Annotated in this window: 13 protein-coding genes, 4 tRNA genes and 2 pseudogenes; 10 read left to right on the forward strand and 9 right to left on the reverse strand. The window is 43.7% G+C overall.

The window, feature by feature from the left end; translation table 11 throughout:
* Nucleotides 1-31 precede the first annotated feature (31 nt).
* From Q9R24_RS05365 to rnr, 4 genes are all read right to left on the reverse strand, one after another.
* Entirely contained in the window at nucleotides 32-466 is a 435-nt protein-coding gene (locus Q9R24_RS05365; protein ID WP_071850861.1) for a hypothetical protein, read from the reverse strand.
* A gap of 17 nt (nucleotides 467-483) precedes the next feature.
* Nucleotides 484-693: a YheV family putative zinc ribbon protein gene (locus tag Q9R24_RS05370; protein ID WP_171054337.1), complete on the reverse strand. Its 210-nt coding sequence runs from the start codon at nucleotides 691-693 to the stop codon at nucleotides 484-486.
* A 40-nt stretch (nucleotides 694-733) separates the two neighbouring features.
* Nucleotides 734-2,788: a M3 family metallopeptidase gene (locus tag Q9R24_RS05375; protein WP_311203872.1), complete on the reverse strand. Its 2,055-nt coding sequence runs from the start codon at nucleotides 2,786-2,788 to the stop codon at nucleotides 734-736.
* A gap of 457 nt (nucleotides 2,789-3,245) precedes the next feature.
* The gene (gene rnr / locus Q9R24_RS05380; RefSeq protein ID WP_114541579.1) at nucleotides 3,246-5,693 is read right to left on the reverse strand and encodes a ribonuclease R; all 2,448 of its coding nucleotides are present in this window, start codon (nucleotides 5,691-5,693) and stop codon (nucleotides 3,246-3,248) included.
* A gap of 263 nt (nucleotides 5,694-5,956) precedes the next feature.
* Between rnr and Q9R24_RS05385 the strand changes: the two genes are divergently transcribed.
* From Q9R24_RS05385 to Q9R24_RS05405, 5 genes and pseudogenes are all read left to right on the forward strand, one after another.
* A tRNA-Ser gene (locus Q9R24_RS05385) sits at nucleotides 5,957-6,046 on the forward strand.
* Nucleotides 6,047-6,062: 16 nt separating this feature from the next.
* Nucleotides 6,063-6,139, forward strand: a tRNA-Arg gene (locus Q9R24_RS05390).
* A gap of 48 nt (nucleotides 6,140-6,187) precedes the next feature.
* A tRNA-Arg gene (locus Q9R24_RS05395) sits at nucleotides 6,188-6,264 on the forward strand.
* Between the two features lie 118 nt (nucleotides 6,265-6,382).
* Nucleotides 6,383-6,989: pseudogene (locus Q9R24_RS05400) on the forward strand (dihydrofolate reductase family protein).
* A 287-nt stretch (nucleotides 6,990-7,276) separates the two neighbouring features.
* Nucleotides 7,277-7,353: transfer RNA gene (locus tag Q9R24_RS05405), tRNA-Arg, on the forward strand.
* Between the two features lie 105 nt (nucleotides 7,354-7,458).
* On the opposite strand, the gene Q9R24_RS05410 is transcribed toward Q9R24_RS05405, so the two are convergent.
* Nucleotides 7,459-8,757, reverse strand: coding sequence for an SRPBCC family protein (locus Q9R24_RS05410; RefSeq protein WP_311203865.1), 1,299 nt, complete (start codon nucleotides 8,755-8,757; stop codon nucleotides 7,459-7,461).
* A 158-nt stretch (nucleotides 8,758-8,915) separates the two neighbouring features.
* On the opposite strand from Q9R24_RS05410, the gene Q9R24_RS05415 reads away from it, so the two are divergent.
* Together Q9R24_RS05415 and Q9R24_RS05420 are read left to right on the forward strand one after the other, a co-directional pair.
* Complete coding sequence (locus tag Q9R24_RS05415; protein WP_004281456.1) at nucleotides 8,916-9,413, forward strand: YcxB family protein; 498 nt, start codon at nucleotides 8,916-8,918, stop codon at nucleotides 9,411-9,413.
* Nucleotides 9,414-9,450: 37 nt separating this feature from the next.
* Nucleotides 9,451-10,092 (forward strand): fumarylacetoacetate hydrolase family protein, encoded by a 642-nt coding sequence (locus Q9R24_RS05420; protein ID WP_005108618.1) that lies wholly within the window; start codon nucleotides 9,451-9,453, stop codon nucleotides 10,090-10,092.
* A 52-nt stretch (nucleotides 10,093-10,144) separates the two neighbouring features.
* Here Q9R24_RS05420 and Q9R24_RS05425 read toward each other — a convergent pair whose 3' ends face one another.
* Nucleotides 10,145-10,966, reverse strand: a complete 822-nt coding sequence (locus Q9R24_RS05425; protein ID WP_195725571.1) for a helix-turn-helix domain-containing protein — start codon at nucleotides 10,964-10,966, stop codon at nucleotides 10,145-10,147.
* Between the two features lie 104 nt (nucleotides 10,967-11,070).
* Here Q9R24_RS05425 and Q9R24_RS05430 point away from each other — a divergent pair.
* Both Q9R24_RS05430 and yddG read left to right on the forward strand, forming a co-directional pair.
* Nucleotides 11,071-11,999 (forward strand): annotated as a pseudogene (locus Q9R24_RS05430) (DMT family transporter).
* Nucleotides 11,996-12,883 (forward strand): aromatic amino acid DMT transporter YddG, encoded by an 888-nt coding sequence (gene yddG / locus Q9R24_RS05435; protein WP_311203866.1) that lies wholly within the window; start codon nucleotides 11,996-11,998, stop codon nucleotides 12,881-12,883. Before Q9R24_RS05430 ends, yddG begins: the two are co-directional and overlap by 4 nt.
* Before the next feature lie 29 nt (nucleotides 12,884-12,912).
* Here the strand turns inward: yddG and Q9R24_RS05440 are convergent, their stop codons facing one another.
* Nucleotides 12,913-14,160 carry a YihY family inner membrane protein gene (locus tag Q9R24_RS05440; protein WP_004645086.1) on the reverse strand — a complete coding sequence of 416 codons (1,248 nt, stop codon included), beginning with the start codon at nucleotides 14,158-14,160 and terminating at the stop codon, nucleotides 12,913-12,915.
* A gap of 113 nt (nucleotides 14,161-14,273) precedes the next feature.
* On the opposite strand from Q9R24_RS05440, the gene wrbA reads away from it, so the two are divergent.
* Nucleotides 14,274-14,870 carry an NAD(P)H:quinone oxidoreductase gene (gene wrbA, locus Q9R24_RS05445; RefSeq protein WP_311203873.1) on the forward strand — a complete coding sequence of 199 codons (597 nt, stop codon included), beginning with the start codon at nucleotides 14,274-14,276 and terminating at the stop codon, nucleotides 14,868-14,870.
* 47 nt (nucleotides 14,871-14,917) lie between these two features.
* On the opposite strand, the gene Q9R24_RS05450 is transcribed toward wrbA, so the two are convergent.
* Together Q9R24_RS05450 and Q9R24_RS14990 are read right to left on the reverse strand one after the other, a co-directional pair.
* Nucleotides 14,918-15,334, reverse strand: coding sequence for a hypothetical protein (locus Q9R24_RS05450; protein ID WP_161785344.1), 417 nt, complete (start codon nucleotides 15,332-15,334; stop codon nucleotides 14,918-14,920).
* A gap of 862 nt (nucleotides 15,335-16,196) precedes the next feature.
* On the reverse strand, nucleotides 16,197-16,277 hold the full coding sequence (locus Q9R24_RS14990) for a hypothetical protein (protein WP_370940770.1): 81 nt from the start codon (nucleotides 16,275-16,277) through the stop codon (nucleotides 16,197-16,199).
* Between the last annotated feature and the right edge of the window lie 223 nt (nucleotides 16,278-16,500).

The raw sequence follows: 16,500 nt of genomic DNA on the forward strand, positions 1-16,500 counted from the left end.
GACGATATTCTAGCTGAAATGCTGTCGAGATTTACTGGCTTTGAGCAAGTTGTGCTTCAAGTAACTTGATCTGTTCCTCTTTCAGTTGGATCAACTGGTCGGCATCGCTATGCTGCGCATCCAGTGTGGCTTTTTGTTCATTGAGCTGAACTTGGATGTCATCTAATTTAGCCACTTCTTCTTTGGCCAAACTGGCATTCTCCGGCACTGGTGCATCTAACAGCTGATTTGATACCAGTGCTTTAGCTTCGATCGTCTCAGGTGCTTTCGCTGCCGCCGTATCTTCTTCAGTTTTCGCCGCAGGTTTTGCTGCCGGAACAGCCGCGATATCTTCCTGATGTATGCGTTCCGCTTCACCGGAAAAGGCATTCAACCACTGATATAGCAATACCAATGCAACGACAGTAACTAAAGCCCCCATAATCCCCATTAAAAGTTTGGGGTTATTTCTTTGTTCTACTGACATAGCTTGAACCTTGATTTTTATTTTACTGAACGAGGTTTAAACTGAATCACGCCAACTTCATCTGGAACAGCTGGTGTTTCTGGTTGATCAACATGTGTGGGACGATTTTCTTCATAACCACATTCAATACATTCGATCCATTCATCTTCACCAGAGGTCAGCATGACGACGCGATCTAACGCCTGACATTTTGGACATTTTGCGCCTGCAATGAAACGACGTTTAATGGTCATCATACTCACCTTGTGATCAACTTAAAAAGCTAGTTTAAGCGTTTTTAGAGGGGTTCGTCCAACCTTGATGACGCAGCAACGCATCTATTTTTGGCTCGCGTCCGCGGAAATTGATAAATGCGTCAAGTGCTGTGTCTTTTCCGCCAACTGCGAGGATATTTTCCCGAAACTGCTTTCCGGTAGTGGTATTAAAAATACCTTCATCTTCAAAGCGGTCGAAGGCATCACTGGCCAAAACTTCGGCCCATTTATAGGAATAATATCCTGCTGCATAACCACCGGCAAAAATGTGACTGAAGCTGTGCTGGAAACGGTTATAGTCGGTGGTCGGTAGGACCGCATGCTTTTCACGGATCTCATTCAGAGTAGCCTGAACCTGTGTTGCATTTAAAGCCGGATTGGCTCGGTGAATACTCAGGTCAAACAGGGCAAATTCAAGCTGACGCAGGGTTTGCATGCCAGACTGGAAGAAACGTGCATCGAGCAGGGCTTTCAGCAACTCTGCCGGCAAGGATTCTTGAGTTTCAATGTGCTCGCTGAGCAGATCCAGACTTTCCTGATCCCAGGCCCAGAATTCCATAAACTGGCTTGGCAGTTCGACCGCATCCCAAGCCACGCCATGGGTACCTGCTACCGCAATATTGTCCACTTCTGTCAGCATATGATGCAGGCCATGACCAAATTCATGGAACAAGGTGATGACTTCATCATGGGTCAAGAGTGCAGGGCGATTGCCGACGGGTGGAGTAAAGTTACCGACCATATAACAAATCGGTTTTTGCAAGCCATCACTGGTCTGCATACGGGAACGGAAACCGCTCATCCATGCACCGCCACGTTTGCCTTGACGTGCATACAGGTCAAAATAGAAACCGCCAATCACCTGACCCTGATCTTCTAATTCAAAATAACGTGCATCTGGATGCCAGACAGGCGCTTCACGTTCAATGACTTGAATGCCATACAGACGATTCACAATACTGAACAGGCCTTGCAGGATTTTTGGTGCAGGGAAGTAAGGTTTAAGCACTTCCTGTGACAAATTAAATTGCTGCATTTTCAGCTTTTCAGAATAATAGCCACTGTCCCACGGTTGCAGATCACGGATGCCATCTTCAGCAGCAATCGCTTTCAGTTCTGCAATTTCTTTCTCTGCTGGCGCGCGGGCATGCTCTGCCAGATCACGCAAGAATTCGTCTACGGCCTCTACACTTGGTGCCATTTTGCTGGCTAAGGACAATTCCGCATAATTATTAAAGCCAAGCAGTTTTGCCATTTCCAGACGCAAACTGAGAATTTCTTCGATCAGTGCAGTATTGTCAAACTCGCTCTGTTCAGCCTGATCTGACGCACGCGTGGTATAAGCTTTATAGAGTTCTTCACGCAGAGGGCGATTTTCTGAATGGGTCATGATCGCCAGATAAGACGGGAAATCCAGCGTAGCCACCGGTTGATCCAGCTCACGTTGCTGACCATATTGTTTTAACAGCTCAATATTATTTGAAGATAGACCCGCTAACTCATCTTCATTCAGCGGTCTGAAATAGGCCTGAGTCGCATCTAGCACATGGTTGGAGAAGTCGGATGATAATTGGGACAGACGAGCCGAAATTTCCGCATAACGTTTTTTCGCTTCACCCTCTAATGCCACCCCAGACAGTTTGAAATCACGTAAGGCCAGTTTAATGGCGCTTCGCTGCGCTGCCGGCAGTTCATTATAAATCGACGCATCATAAATATGCTGATAGGTCTGATAGAGCGCCGTATGTTGACCCAGTTGCGTATAGTATTCGCTAAGACCCGGTAAGAGTGCTTGATAGACATCACGGGTTTCGGCATTGTTCATCACGGCATTTAAATGTGACAGGATGCCCCAAGACTCACTCATATTGTTTTCAAGCGTGTCGACATGTTCCAGAGTAGCCAGCTGCTCCTGTACTGAAGTAGGTGTTTCGGTAAGTTCATTCAGGAACTTTTGCCCTTCAGCGATACAGCTTTCAATTTTTTGTTTTAGCTCAGCCAGCGTAATCTGATCAAATTGCGGAACAGGCAAAGTTGCCTTTTCTAAAGTCATGTCGGTCTGCCAAATTAATTTTCAGTGTTAGTTCTAGAAGTAAGGCTTCTTGATCGAGAAATCAAGCTTGACCGGTGATTTATTCTGAAGCAGGAGGTATCGAGATTTATTCAATCTCGTTCACAATGATGTCCAAGCTACTTTTACTAATGTTGAGTTATAGTTCAACTGATTGGTGTTGCTCGCTGAAACTCCGAAACAGATAGTTTAAGAATAGGCAGAATTCCATAGTCTGTTTCAAAGAAATAGGAAATATGTCTTTGCAGATTTTTGAATTTCACTGCTTGAGTGTAGATCAAAATAGGAGGCAGTTTTCCTGTCAGTTTTGTTTAGAAATAGGGAAGGTACCTGATCAGACTGATCTAAGTTGATGATTCGATGCGGTAAGTATTTTTACTCTAATCGTATTTATTCTGGATAAGGTTTAAAAGAAAAAAAGAGCGCCGTAGCGCTCTTTTTAAACCATCAAAAATTATTCAGTCTTGGCTTTTGCATTCGACTTTTTCTTTTTGACCTTGGCCTTTTTCTTTACTTTATCTTTAACCTTTGCTTCAGACTTTCCTGCAGATGGTTTAGCAGACTTTTTACTGTAAGAGCTGGGTTTTCCTTTTCCTTTTTTGCGTCGTATGGGTTGTTCTCCATCGGCGCTCAAGTTGGATTTAGATTCACGTTCATTATTGCCAAACACTTCTTCTGTCGCTGCTGGACGTGATACTGGTTTTTTCTCACTCACGCGCGGTGCACGGGCACGAACTGCACGGCCGGCATGACTGAGTTGTTGCACCAGTTCAAAATCGATCTTACGTTCTTCCAGATTGACACCGGCAACCTTGATTTTGACTTCATCGCCCAGACCAAAGACCTGACCACGGTTCTGGCCGATCAGATTCTGGCTGCTTTGATCAAAGACAAAGAAGTCATCGCCTAGCTGGCTGACATGCACCATACCATCGACATACAGGTCTTTTAGCGTGACAAACAGGCCAAATTCTGCCGTTGCACTAATAATGCCGACAAATTCTTCACCCAGATGCTGCTGCATATAATGGCATTTCAACCAGGTCGTTACCGAGCGTGATGCTTCATCTGCACGACGTTCTGTGGCAGAGAAATGGTCACCAGCTTCATCTAAAGCACCACCTGAAAGTGGAGATGGCTTGTTATTTAAATGTGCTTTGATTGCACGATGCAATAACAGATCCGGATAACGGCGAATTGGTGAAGTGAAATGTGTATAGGCTTCATAAGCCAGACCATAATGGCCTGCATTACTCGCACCATAGTAAGCCTGCATCATGGAGCGTAATAACACCGCATGAATACTTGGTGCATCAATCCGTTCTTTGGTCGCTTCAATCACCGCCTGATAATCTTTCTGAGTCGGCTGTTCCGGGAAATTCAAACCCAGCAGCTTGACGAAGTCACGGACTTTCTGGATACGTGAGAACTCTGGTGGCTCATGCACACGGTACAACATTGGCATTTCATTTTTCAATGCATATTCTGCGGCTGCGACGTTGGCCAACAACATACATTCTTCAATCAGCTTATGTGCATCATTACGGCTACGCGGCAAAATTTCTTTAATTCCGCCTAGTTCGTCGAAGGTCATGTAAGTTTCAACGGTTTCAAATTCCATGGCATGACGTTCAGCACGTAAACCTTTAAGAACTTGATAAAGCTGGAACAGGGTGTTGATCGACTTGCGAACTTCACGGTCTTCGGTAATCGCCTGGCTGTCGCCTTCCAGATACTGTGCGACCTGATCATAGGTCAAACGTGCCTTGGAATGCATGACAGACGGATAGAACTCAAAACCGGTGACTCGGCCAGCACGTGACAGTTTTAAATCACAGACCATACATAGGCGGTCAACGTTCGGATTTAACGAACACAGGCCATTCGACAATGCTTCAGGCAGCATCGGTAAAACGAAGTGCGGGAAGTAGACTGACGTCCCGCGTTCCTGCGCTTCATCATCTAGCGGTTTGCCTGGACGTACATAATGGCTGACATCGGCAATGGCCACGACCACACGATAGCCACCACCCGGACGTTTTTCGGCATAAACCGCATCATCGAAGTCACGTGCATCTTCACCATCAATGGTGACCAAGGCTAAATCACGTAGATCCACACGACCTTCACGGTCTTTGGCCGTTGGCTCTTTAAAGCTCTCGGCTTCTTTAACCACTTCTTCCGGGAATTCATAAGGCAAACCATATTCTAAAATGGTTTGTGGAATAATGATTTCAGTATCGGCCTTGTCTGCCATGGACTGCACAATATGTCCAGTCGCGAATTCTTCACGGGTCGGATAGGTATCAATCGCCACACGAATAGAGTCACCCAGATTAGCCTGGGCATGTTCGATCAGTTCTTTTTCAAGGGTGATTGGCTGATGCGCATTTGGGTTGGCTGGCTGGATAAAGTATTCACCATCATATTCTGACACTTTACCAATGATCTGTTTGACACGATGCTGCACAACTTCAGTAATATAGCCCCAGGCTTTACCTTTACGGTCTACCGAAGTCTGACGCACTTTAACGCGGTCACCATTAAAGACCAGGCGCAGTTCACGCTCAGCCAATAATAAGTCGTCCTGGCCGGAAATGTTGGCAGTTCCCATCCCCCGGGAATTGATATAAACCGTCGCTTCGGATTCAGGTTGCTCGACGGCAATCTGAAACTTGTAGCCGTCTTTCATCAGTTGCCCGTCACGCACCATCGCAATTAAACGATGGCTTAGGGCATCAATACTTTTTTGATCTGCAATTTCAAAATGTTCGACCAGGTCTGCATGGGACTGGGCATTGTTCTTTTCGATGGTTTCTAAAATGAGCGTGCGGCTAGGGATAGGGTTGTCATAACGTTCGGCTTCAGCTTTTGCTTCAGGATCGACCCAGTTTTTCATCATGTCTTTAAATTTATCTTAGGAGATAGGTTTAGCATAAAACATGTGTGCGCAGACTGCACGTAAATGATTGCAATAATCCATTTAAGTTTTCAATTTTCTGTTAATTTTCGATAACTGGAAATTTATGCAGTTTTTTTGCCATCAAAATGCACGAAAAATCGAGGAATTGCTTAAAAAGTATTTAAACGAGCAAAAATATGCACTTTTTTTTGATGCTGCGCTTGCAGTGCCATGCCGAAATTTGTATTATGGCCGCACGTTACGGTGAGATGGGTGAGTGGCTGAAACCACGTCCCTGCTAAGGACGCATACGGGTAACTGTATCGAGGGTTCGAATCCCTCTCTCACCGCCACGCTTACTTATGTCGCGCGCTCATAGCTCAGCTGGATAGAGCACTTGGCTACGAACTAAGGGGTCGGGAGTTCGAATCTCTCTGAGCGCACCAAGTAAGTTAAGCAAAAAAACGTATTGCCAACCTAGGCACACAAGTTACGCGCTCATAGCTCAGCTGGATAGAGCACTTGGCTACGAACTAAGGGGTCGGGAGTTCGAATCTCTCTGAGCGCACCAACTTGAACAATTAACCGCACATGTTGCGGTTTTTTTGTGTCTAAAATTTACAGAAACACCAGACATTACATGCTAAAAATAAGTCTCAGGCGAGTGAATAAAAATAAAGGCAGTCGTGATGAGAAAAATCATTGTCCAGGAGTTTTTGACCCTCGATGGCGTGATGCAGGGGCCCGGCGGCCCAGAAGAAGATATATCTGGTGGCTTTCAATATGGTGGCTGGGTGGCGCCGTATTTTAATGCGGAACCTGATCCGGCATTTGATGTCATTATGCAAAAATGGATGCAGCCCTCCGATATTCTTTTAGGGAAACATACTTTTCAGATTTTTGAATCTTACTGGCTCACACATACTGAAGACTGGTTGGGAATTAATGACGTCAATAAATATGTCCTTTCTACCAGTCTGGAGGATTCCGACTGGCAAAATACCCTTTTTCTGAAAAGCCATTGATGAGGTAATCAAGCTTAAAGCATCAGGAGAGGGGGATATTCGAGTTTATGGCAGTGCTGCAGTGGTACAGGCGCTTTTTAAATATGAGCTTGTGGATGAACTTCGTCTGCTGACTTTTCCAATCATTCTGGGTGTTGGCAAACGCCTGTTTAGTCATGAATCAATACCCGCTGCTTTTCAATTGATAGATCACCTGGCCAGCTCAAATGGTATTGTGTTTACGCATTATCAAAGGGCAGGAGCATTAAAGACTGGAACAATAGGCGAGTGATAAAGCGTACAAGGGTGACGATTGTTTTATATTCGAATTCTATTCTGGCTGGATACCTGGTTGAGAATACTTAAGGTTGACCCATTGCGTAGTGCTGGAATTTTTTGGAAAATCCGGCTTCTTGGTTGAATTAATTAAGTGCTTTTAGCTCTAAATCCGTAGAAGTTTTCAGCAGAAAACTATAAATATTGCTGCATCGTTTAATTACTGTACATTCAGTTGTGATTTTATTAAAAAACACTTAACAAGACTGAAAAAGCTCGTATAATGCACCCCATCAAGACGTCGCGCTCATAGCTCAGCTGGATAGAGCACTTGGCTACGAACTAAGGGGTCGGGAGTTCGAATCTCTCTGAGCGCACCAATCTTGATAAAAAATCTGAAAAAACCGCACATTAATGCGGTTTTTTTGTGTCTGGAATGTGTGTGAATTTTTCATATAAAAAACCAATAACTCTCTGCATCCTTCTTATCTTAATTTTTGCTGAACTTTCAGTGCATAAACGGTATTGCCACCTACCGCAGGTAAAACATCGTGATAGGGCATGCTGCGCATAGCTCTTAATAAGAATGGCGCCTGATCGTGAATCTTCATGCTGCTGGTAATTTGAAATAAGGTACCTTGTGACTGCGGCAATAAGCGCATGCCACCTTTCACAAACTTCAAGTCGCCGCCATTGGCATTGAACTGGTTTTGCAGGGAATCAAGCTGGTAAAAACGCATCTTGAAGTTAAATGGAATCTGAATCACCCCTAAACCCACCGAAACCTTATAGTTGGCATCCACACTTTGGGTATTGACTGGATTAAGTTCGACCTTCTTGATCTGCCGGGGGAAAAGTTGCTGGGTTGCTTCAGCAGCCAACCACGGCAGCAATTTTTCGACTGGATGCGCAAAATATTGATAGGTGCTGCTAAATCTTAAATTTTCTGAGGCTTTTCCTTCTTTAATCTGATAGTTCGGAAAAATGAAACTGACCGGTTGACCAGACTTTTGGCTGATCTGGGCAATTTTTTGTAGCTGTTGAGGGTTGAATCTAAGTTGCGGAATCGGAGTTGCTAGTGCTGCTGTATGCTCGATTTTAAAGCGTTGTTGTAGTGCTTCCAGCAGAAATGCATTGGTACTCGGCGGAATGCCGAGTTTGGCTTCAGGTAGCGCATTCAGGATTTTACTGAATAAAAAGCCTTTGGGCTGGTTCAGGTCGCCCCATTGGGTGACAGTCACCAGCGTTCTATGCGGACCCAGTGCAAACCACTCCAGTTTTCCTGCACCATAGAGAATTGGCGCATCAATAATTAAGGTGCTGATGCTGTTTTCACCCAGATGATGCTGCATCACTACGGTTTCTTTAAAGTTCAAGACTGGAATCAGGGTCGGGATATGAACCTGATATTTAACCTGCTGAATCGAACCCTGCTGCTCCAGCACTTTGGCCGACTTTAAGGTCGGAAACAGACCGACATAATTCGGATAATGTTGCAGCAATTTTTCAACCTGAGCTTCAGCCACAGGCAATACTACAGCCGCACTATAAAACTGTGTCTTGCTGGCTGCATTACTGTTTAAGGTGGGAAGCTGGGTTTTACTGGTTGGATGCGCATAAATCAGAATCCGCTCGCCGGTTAATTCTGCCAGTTGCTGGGCATTGCCCTGATAAGCACTCAGACTGCTTGGTATTTCGGCATTCCAGGGAATAATCTTGGCCAGTGCTGGGACAGAAACTGCCAAACAAACACCGATGAGCATGCATTGCTTTAATTCTTTCATTCAACATCCTGTTGCGTATTTTTTGTTTTAATTGCTGTTTATTTAAAACCAAATGTACGTATTTCCAAAGCAAAGTTATGTAATTGATGCGACAGGCCATAAGCGCTATGGATATTTTGGTATAGTATTGGGCAAGATTTTATTTTTGATGTGATGCTATGACTGAGTCAGCACCGACTTTATCGACCCGTTATTTTCTGACTTTAGAAGAATCTCAGGATGGTTTTGCCCTGGCGACTTTTGGCAAAAAGCAGATTTCACGTTTTCTGACCCCTTTGGTCAGTATCGGGATCATCATCTGGGGTTTCTCGATGGGCTTTGATGGCGTTGGACGTTATTACGTGGCTTTGGGTGCATTCTTCCTGATCCTGCAAGGCATCATGCGTTACTGGTTCCTGCCGATGATGTTTAAACGCCAGTTTGTTAAATATCAGTTTGGTAAAAGCGAACAGGGTATTGATTTGTATCAGGACTATGCGGAAATTTTTACCAATGATCGTAGCAAGCTGGTGCCATATAGCGAAGTGCAGAATTTTGCTGTTGGTAAACTGACTTATATGCTGGAATTGAAAAACCGTACCGTGGTTATTGTGCCGAAGCGTGCATTTAAGGACGGCACTGAACAGAGTATGTTCGAGCATACATTTAAAAAATAATTCAGATATCTATAAAAGGAAAAGGGAAGTTTTGATCATGAGCACACGTCCATCCAAAATCGTTTGTGTGGGTCGCAGTTATGCCGATCATGCCAAAGAACTCGGCAATGCGATCCCTGATCGTCCGGTATTATTTATCAAGCCACCGAGTGCCTTAAGTTCGCTCGAAGCAGGCATTGAGTGGAATCCGGAATGGGGCAATTGTCATTATGAATGTGAACTCAGCTTGCGTATTGACCGGACTTTAAGCAAAGAAAGCGATCCTGTGAAAGCACTTGAAGCTGTGGGTGCGGTGACTTTAGGTCTGGACTTAACTTTGCGTGATTTACAGGATGATCTCAAGAAAAAAGGCCAGCCTTGGGAACGTGCCAAAGCCTTTGATGGCTCTTGTCTGTTGTCGGATTGGGTACCTGTCGCCGATGTAGTCACTGACTGGAAAGATGTGCATTACACACTGCAAGTCAATGATGAGCTGCGTCAAAAAGGTGATACTGCTTTATTGATTTTTGATATTGCGACCTTGCTGGCTGACATCAGTCAGGTCTTTACTTTGGAAGAAGGGGATGTGGTGATGACCGGTACCCCGGCAGGTGTTGCAGCATTGCATTCAGGCGATCAACTGAAAATGACCCTCAAAGGGCAGTCTCAGGATTATGTCTGGACGACTTTTGTGAAATAACCAAGATTTTGAATCAAAGGAGCCTATTGGCTCCTTTTTCATAGGCATAATTTTAATCATTAACAGTATAACGTTTGCGAAATTGATCTGGGGTGCTTCCCATCCAGCGTTTAAACATGTTGATAAATGCCGAGGCATTGGCATAGCCCAGATCAAAGGCGATGCTTTCAACGCTATGACCTGCATTTAATAAAGACATGGCCTGCATCACTTTCAGGCGTTGCCGCCATTCATGCAGTGACATTCCCAGTTCTTTCTGGCTATATCGCGCTAGCGTCCGCTCGGTTAAATTGACGCGTTCGGCCAGTTGCCGCAGCGAGCTCTGATCTGCCGGATGCTGATGTAAATAATCTAAAATCTGTTTCAGCAGTACATGTTCTGAATGCGGTAGATAACTGCTGACCAGTTGGGCTTGCTGGAGCTGATCGAGCAGTACCTGTAGCAGACGTTGATATTCAGCTGAATCCTCGAATGCTGGATGGTCTTGCTGATGTAGTTGTTTCAGGTGGGTAAATAAAGCAGTGACCAAGGGGGCGCTGAGCAGGATGCCCGGTTGAGTGGGCAGTTGGCTACAAAGTGATTCATGCACATACAGAGTGCCATGAGAAACTGCGGTACGGTTCAGACCACGATGCTCTAAATTCGGTGGGAGCCAGATGCCGTGAGGTGAAGGCGTCACATAATTTATATGATTAATATTCACTTCCATCACTCCATGAAAAGCATAGACAAATTCTCCCCAGGCATGGCCATGTAGCGGATAAACAGATTGCGCAGGATCCTCCCTGAAGCTGATCCACAGAGGTGCTTTAATCAGATCATGGGTCGGAAGTTGCTTGAGCGAAGCTGAATCTGCTTGGATTTTTTTATGCATCACCGAAATTGCCTGAATAACACCATCATTTGTCTGTTTTGAAGTATATCTTTTATTTCTGACACTTTTATAGTGTACCTTCCAAATGAGCAACAGGACCGTATGTGAGCCAGCGTCAGGCATTAGATGCCAAAGCATCTGCCATCATGTTTGTATTGTGTATGTTGTGGGGTTTACAACAGGTGGTACTGAAGTGGGCCGCGAATGATATTTCAGCCCTGATGCAAATTGCCTTGCGTTCAGCCTTGTCTGCGCTGATGGTTTATCCCTTGATTCAGCAAAGCGTACGCCGTCAACTGTGGAATGCACGCTATTTACCTGCAGGATTGCTGGTCGGTGTGTTGTTTGCAACCGAATTCTATCTGATTGGTGAGGCACTGCGTTATACCTCAGCCTCGCATACGATTGTTTTACTCTATACCGCACCGATTTTTGTGGCTTTGGGTTTGCACTGGAAATTGCCGGCAGAGCGTTTGTCTGCTGTGCAATGGGGCGGAATATTTCTCGCCTTTAGCGGAATTGTAGTCAGTTTTCTGTTACGTCCACAAACGGGGTCAGGTCTACAGACTGATGCCTTGTGGGGAGATTTTCTGGCCTTGCTTGGCGGCGTATTCTGGGCAGCCACTACAGTCAGTGTACGTCTGAGCCGGCACCTGCAACCCAGACTTTGTTCTATCAATTATTGATGGGTGGAATCCTGTTATTGCCTCTGGCTGTTCTGACTGGGCAAGCAGCTATTCAATGGACGGTGTTGTCTATTTCCAGTCTGATTTTTCATACCGTACTGATTTCCTTTGCCAGTTATCTGATCTGGTTCTGGATGCTGAAACATTATCTGGCATCACGGTTGGGGGTATTTTCCTTTTTGACCCCTGTATTCGGCATGCTGTTCGGCGTACTGATTCTGGATGAACATATCGAAATCAATTTTATTATCGGCACCTGTATGGTCATGCTGGGTGTGATTCTGGTGAGTTTGCAGGGATGGCTGAAAAAACCGAATATCAATAAAAGCATTCAAGAGCAAGCATGAAAATCTGGTCTGTAAATTTAGCGACCTGGATTGGTCTGTCTTCTATTCTGATCTGGGCCAGTCTGGTCGCCGTAGTGAAACTGATTACTGAATCCACCAGTGCAGTGCAGGGGATTGCTTTAATTTATAGTTTTAGCAGTCTGGCGATTTTTGCGTTCACCGGCTTTCCAAAAATCACGCAAATGTCCAAGCGTTATCTGCTCGGTTGTGGCGCTTTATTTGTGGCTTATGAGATTCTATTTCTGGTTGCTGTGGCATGGTCGGATAATCGTGAACAGGTGATGCTGATTGCCATGATCAATTATCTGTGGCCACCCTTGATGATTGTTTTTTCGATTTTTGCCCGACAGTTGCAGGCCCGCCTCTGGGTGATTCCAGGCTTTCTGCTCGCCGTAATAGGACTGATGCTGGTGGTCAATCCAGAAATCACTAATCTGCCGAAGTTTATGCAGGTTTTAGCTGAAAATCCTTGGGCTTATGGCTTTGCCTTTCTCGGCGCTTTGTTATGGCCTTGCTACTGCGTTCTAACTAGGACCTATGGCCGCGGACAAAATGGTGTACCGATTTTCTTTTTGGTCGCTGTAATTAGCTTATGGTTCTTACATTTAGGATTAAACGAACCTTTTATCATGCCCACATTCAAGCTATGGTTGGGAATTGCAGTGGTGGGTAGTCTGATTGGCATCGCCTATAGTAACTGGAATCAGAGTATGCAGTTCGGCAATATCAAGGTGCTGATTTTAGCCACCTATTTTATGCCGATTCTTTCTTCGGTCATGTCAATGCTGATTCTGGATGTCAGACCCGAACTCAGTTTTTGGATCGGGACGGGTTTGGTGACTGCAGGCGCTATAGTCTGCTGGAAATCTACCGCTATCAGTTAAAAAAAATCCTCTCAAGCGAGAGGATTTTTTTATTTATGTCGGAACAGTTCGGACAATGGAAAATTGAGTTTTTCTTCCAGATATTGATCGGTTTCCTGTAATCTAGGTGAGAAATTTTGCATCCAGATGTCATCAGTCTGGGCATTGGTGAGATGGTTTTTGCGTGGCAGTGGATAGGGTAATTGCAGATAAAAATTCCAGAAGCTGACCTGATCCAGATCGCGAACCAGCACATATTCATTCTCATCGGTGCGTTTGATTAGATTCTGCTTTTCAAACATGGCGACATAGCTCGGCCAGCGGCCAATTTCATCTCGGCCCAGCACTTCAAGCGCTTGTGCTTCACTGATGCTTTCACCGGTTTTCTGTTTTTTATAAAAGAGTTCTAACAGATCTAGCAGCATGACGATGGGATGGCGTTTATTGTCCTGCCCAGATTCAAACGCCGTCAGGGCATAACTAATTTCAACCCCCAATAACACAATGATCCACGACAGATAAATCCAGAGCAGGAAAATCGGCACGGCGGCGAAGGCACCATAGACGATCTCATAGCTGGTAAAGTTTGACATGATATAGCCAAACAGATTTTTCAGCAGCTCAAACACCACGGCACTAAATAGACCGGCAATAAAGGCAGATTTAAGCGGTACACTGCGATTCGGGATGGTCCAGTTCAAAATGAAAAATCCGAGTACAGTCAAAGAAAAGGAAATCGCCCAGAGGACAAAAGCGCCATCAAGCTCATAACCGGCAAAGTTATTGCTAAGAATGCTCATGGATGCCACGGTCGAAGAAATCACAAATGCACTGCCGAGTAAAATCGGCCCGAGCGAAATGATGGTCCAGTAACGCATAAAGCCCATAATTCCGCCCCGCGTTTCAGTCACGCGCCAAATGCGGTTAAACACCGTTTCGATACTGCTGAGCATCAATACTGTCGTCACAAACAAGAACAGAATACCAATGATGGTGAGATTGCTGGATTTATCGGTAAAGGCATTCAGGGCCTTATCAAAGGCAATTGTAGTTTTGGGTAAAAAATTACTATAGATCAGTTGTTGCAATTGCTGCCGCGCAGGTTCCAGCGCTTTAATGGAAGAGATAATTACCAGAAAAACCGTCAGCATCGGCACCACCGCAAACAGGGTAGTGTAGGTCAGGGAACCTGCCTGTTCGCGACAGCGGTCTGCTTCAAAGCGTCGAAGTACAAATAAAACAAATTGAAACCAGTGTTTTTCATAGAAAGGTAATTTCTTTAAATACTTAACAATCATCTGCATCCAATCTCAATTTTTTTAATCATCATGAATTTTCACCATCAGCTTAACCAAAAAACTTGCAAAGTATCGTATAGTTTTATTTTTTTAAGTAATGAATAAGAACCATGATGCAACCTTATGTCCTTGTTTTATATTACAGCAAATATGGCTCAACCAAAGAAATGGCGCATCTGATTGCTAATGGAATTGAAGCGGCAGGCGTGGCAGTAAAAATCAGGACAGTTCCAAATATTTCCAGTATGGTAAAAGTTGCTGAACCGAGTATTCCGGCAGAAGGGGATATTTACTGTACTCTGGATGATCTGGCGCAGTGTGCCGGCCTGGCGCTCGGTTCACCGACCCGTTTTGGCAATATGTCCTCTGAAATGAAATATTTTTGGGATCAGACCACGAGTCTGTGGCTGAATGGAGCGCTACACGGTAAACCGGCTTGCGTGTTTACGGCATCAGGTTCCATGCATGGCGGACAGGAAAGTACTTTACTCACCATGCTGCCGCCGTTATTTCATCATGGCATGATGATCATGGGGCTTAGTAACGCAACATCTGCACTCTCAAATACCAAAACTGGTGGTACACCTTATGGTGCTAGTCATGTTAGCGGCCCACGGCATGATCAGGGCTTGAGCCAGGATGAAAAAATTCTGTGTGAAGTACAGGGAAAGCGTTTAGGTGAAGTGGTACTGAAACTCAATCGAGTCTGAAAAACACTCACAGGAAATGAAGGATGAACTTCATTTCCTGAATTTTATTAGGCTTCTTTTTGATCTTTTTGATCTTTTTGATCTTTTTGATCTTTTTGATCTTTTTGATCTTTTTGACTAAATCTGTATTTGCATTTCAGACATTGATAATCCTGAAACAGATTACGGTCGACAGAAACCCCGGCTTTTTTCCCCAGAAAATTACCGACCACACCGCCGGTAATCCCGACACTGATTGCACCGACAAAAGTGCCTACGGTTCCGCCGACAATCACACCTAAAGGTCCGGCTACTGTACCAATTGCAGCGCCAATCGATGCACCTGAAGCAGCGCCACCTACAGTCCCTGCAGTTGCACCCGCTGAACTCATGAGAATGCCGCCAATTTTCTTTAAATTCTGTTCATGATCGCGCTGTTCGATATCAGCTGAGCCACATTTAGGACATTGCATAGATTGTTCCATCAAGGATTGAGATGTGCTTGTTTTAGGTTTGTCGGGAATAGGATGTGTGCCCTGATCAGCACTTATTCATAACATACAACAACACACTAGATAAGTTTTGAATTCGCAAATCAGAAACATTGCATACTCACTTGATTCTAGTTGAGTTCACGCTAAAACATTGTATTTCAGCTGTAAATATATGCCTTCTTGGTTGATTAACGCAATTCTTAACCTGTCATTGAGGAAATGGCAAATCTCAAGATCATCAGAAATGTTCTTCTCTCATCAGTCTAAATATTGCGATCTTAGGTAGGCCATTTCTGGATTCGAAATGAAAAAGGAAGGGAAGTCGAAAAATATGTAAACGAGTTCTTATCAGTTCTATTCAAGTTTTCAGCCAAAATACACCTGAATATTGGCGTTTCTTTATAAGTCACCTTCATTGTAATTGATTAATTATATTTTAAATAAATCGTGACATTTATCCTTATTAAATAGAAGTTCTAATAAAATAAAAATTTACGACCTTTAAAATATAAAAAGTATAATAATTCTAATCTTTATTAGATAAATTTTTGATTATTGATAATATAAAAAATATATTATTTTAATCAAGTTTTTTGGATGAATTTTATATTCAAAAAAAATTTATATAATGATTTCTTACAAATCACAAATAATAAACAAATATATATTAATTTAATAAAAACAATAATTTATATTTTTAAATAAAACAAAAAAATAAGTGAATAGGGATAAGTTTTACATTTTATAATTTTATGTGATTTAATATTTTTCAGATAAATTTAATCTTACTTAAATGAAAAATTAAATAAATATCTTAATTCAGAGGATATTAAGATTATGAGAATATTAGTTATCAATCTGGGTTTATTAGGTTTATGTTTTCTGAGTAACGCTTATGCCACCTCTGATGAGTGGACTCAGCGTTGGAAATCATCCAGTGCCCGTTCCAATGAGAATCTAGTTCAAGCCAATCTGATCGAACTTAAGGAGTCAGACTATTATTCCGGATTAGGTAAAACCACTGTTCATAGCACCTCGACCACTTCCATAGGGACGGTAAATACCCCGACCAACAATATCAATGTAGAGGGTACAGACAACAATATTGATATTACGAGTGAATTGCTGAATGAAGCACCAGTCAATTCAAACACCAA

The organism is Acinetobacter sp. RRD8 (assembly GCF_031844225.1).
Taxonomy (GTDB): Bacteria; Pseudomonadota; Gammaproteobacteria; order Pseudomonadales; family Moraxellaceae; genus Acinetobacter.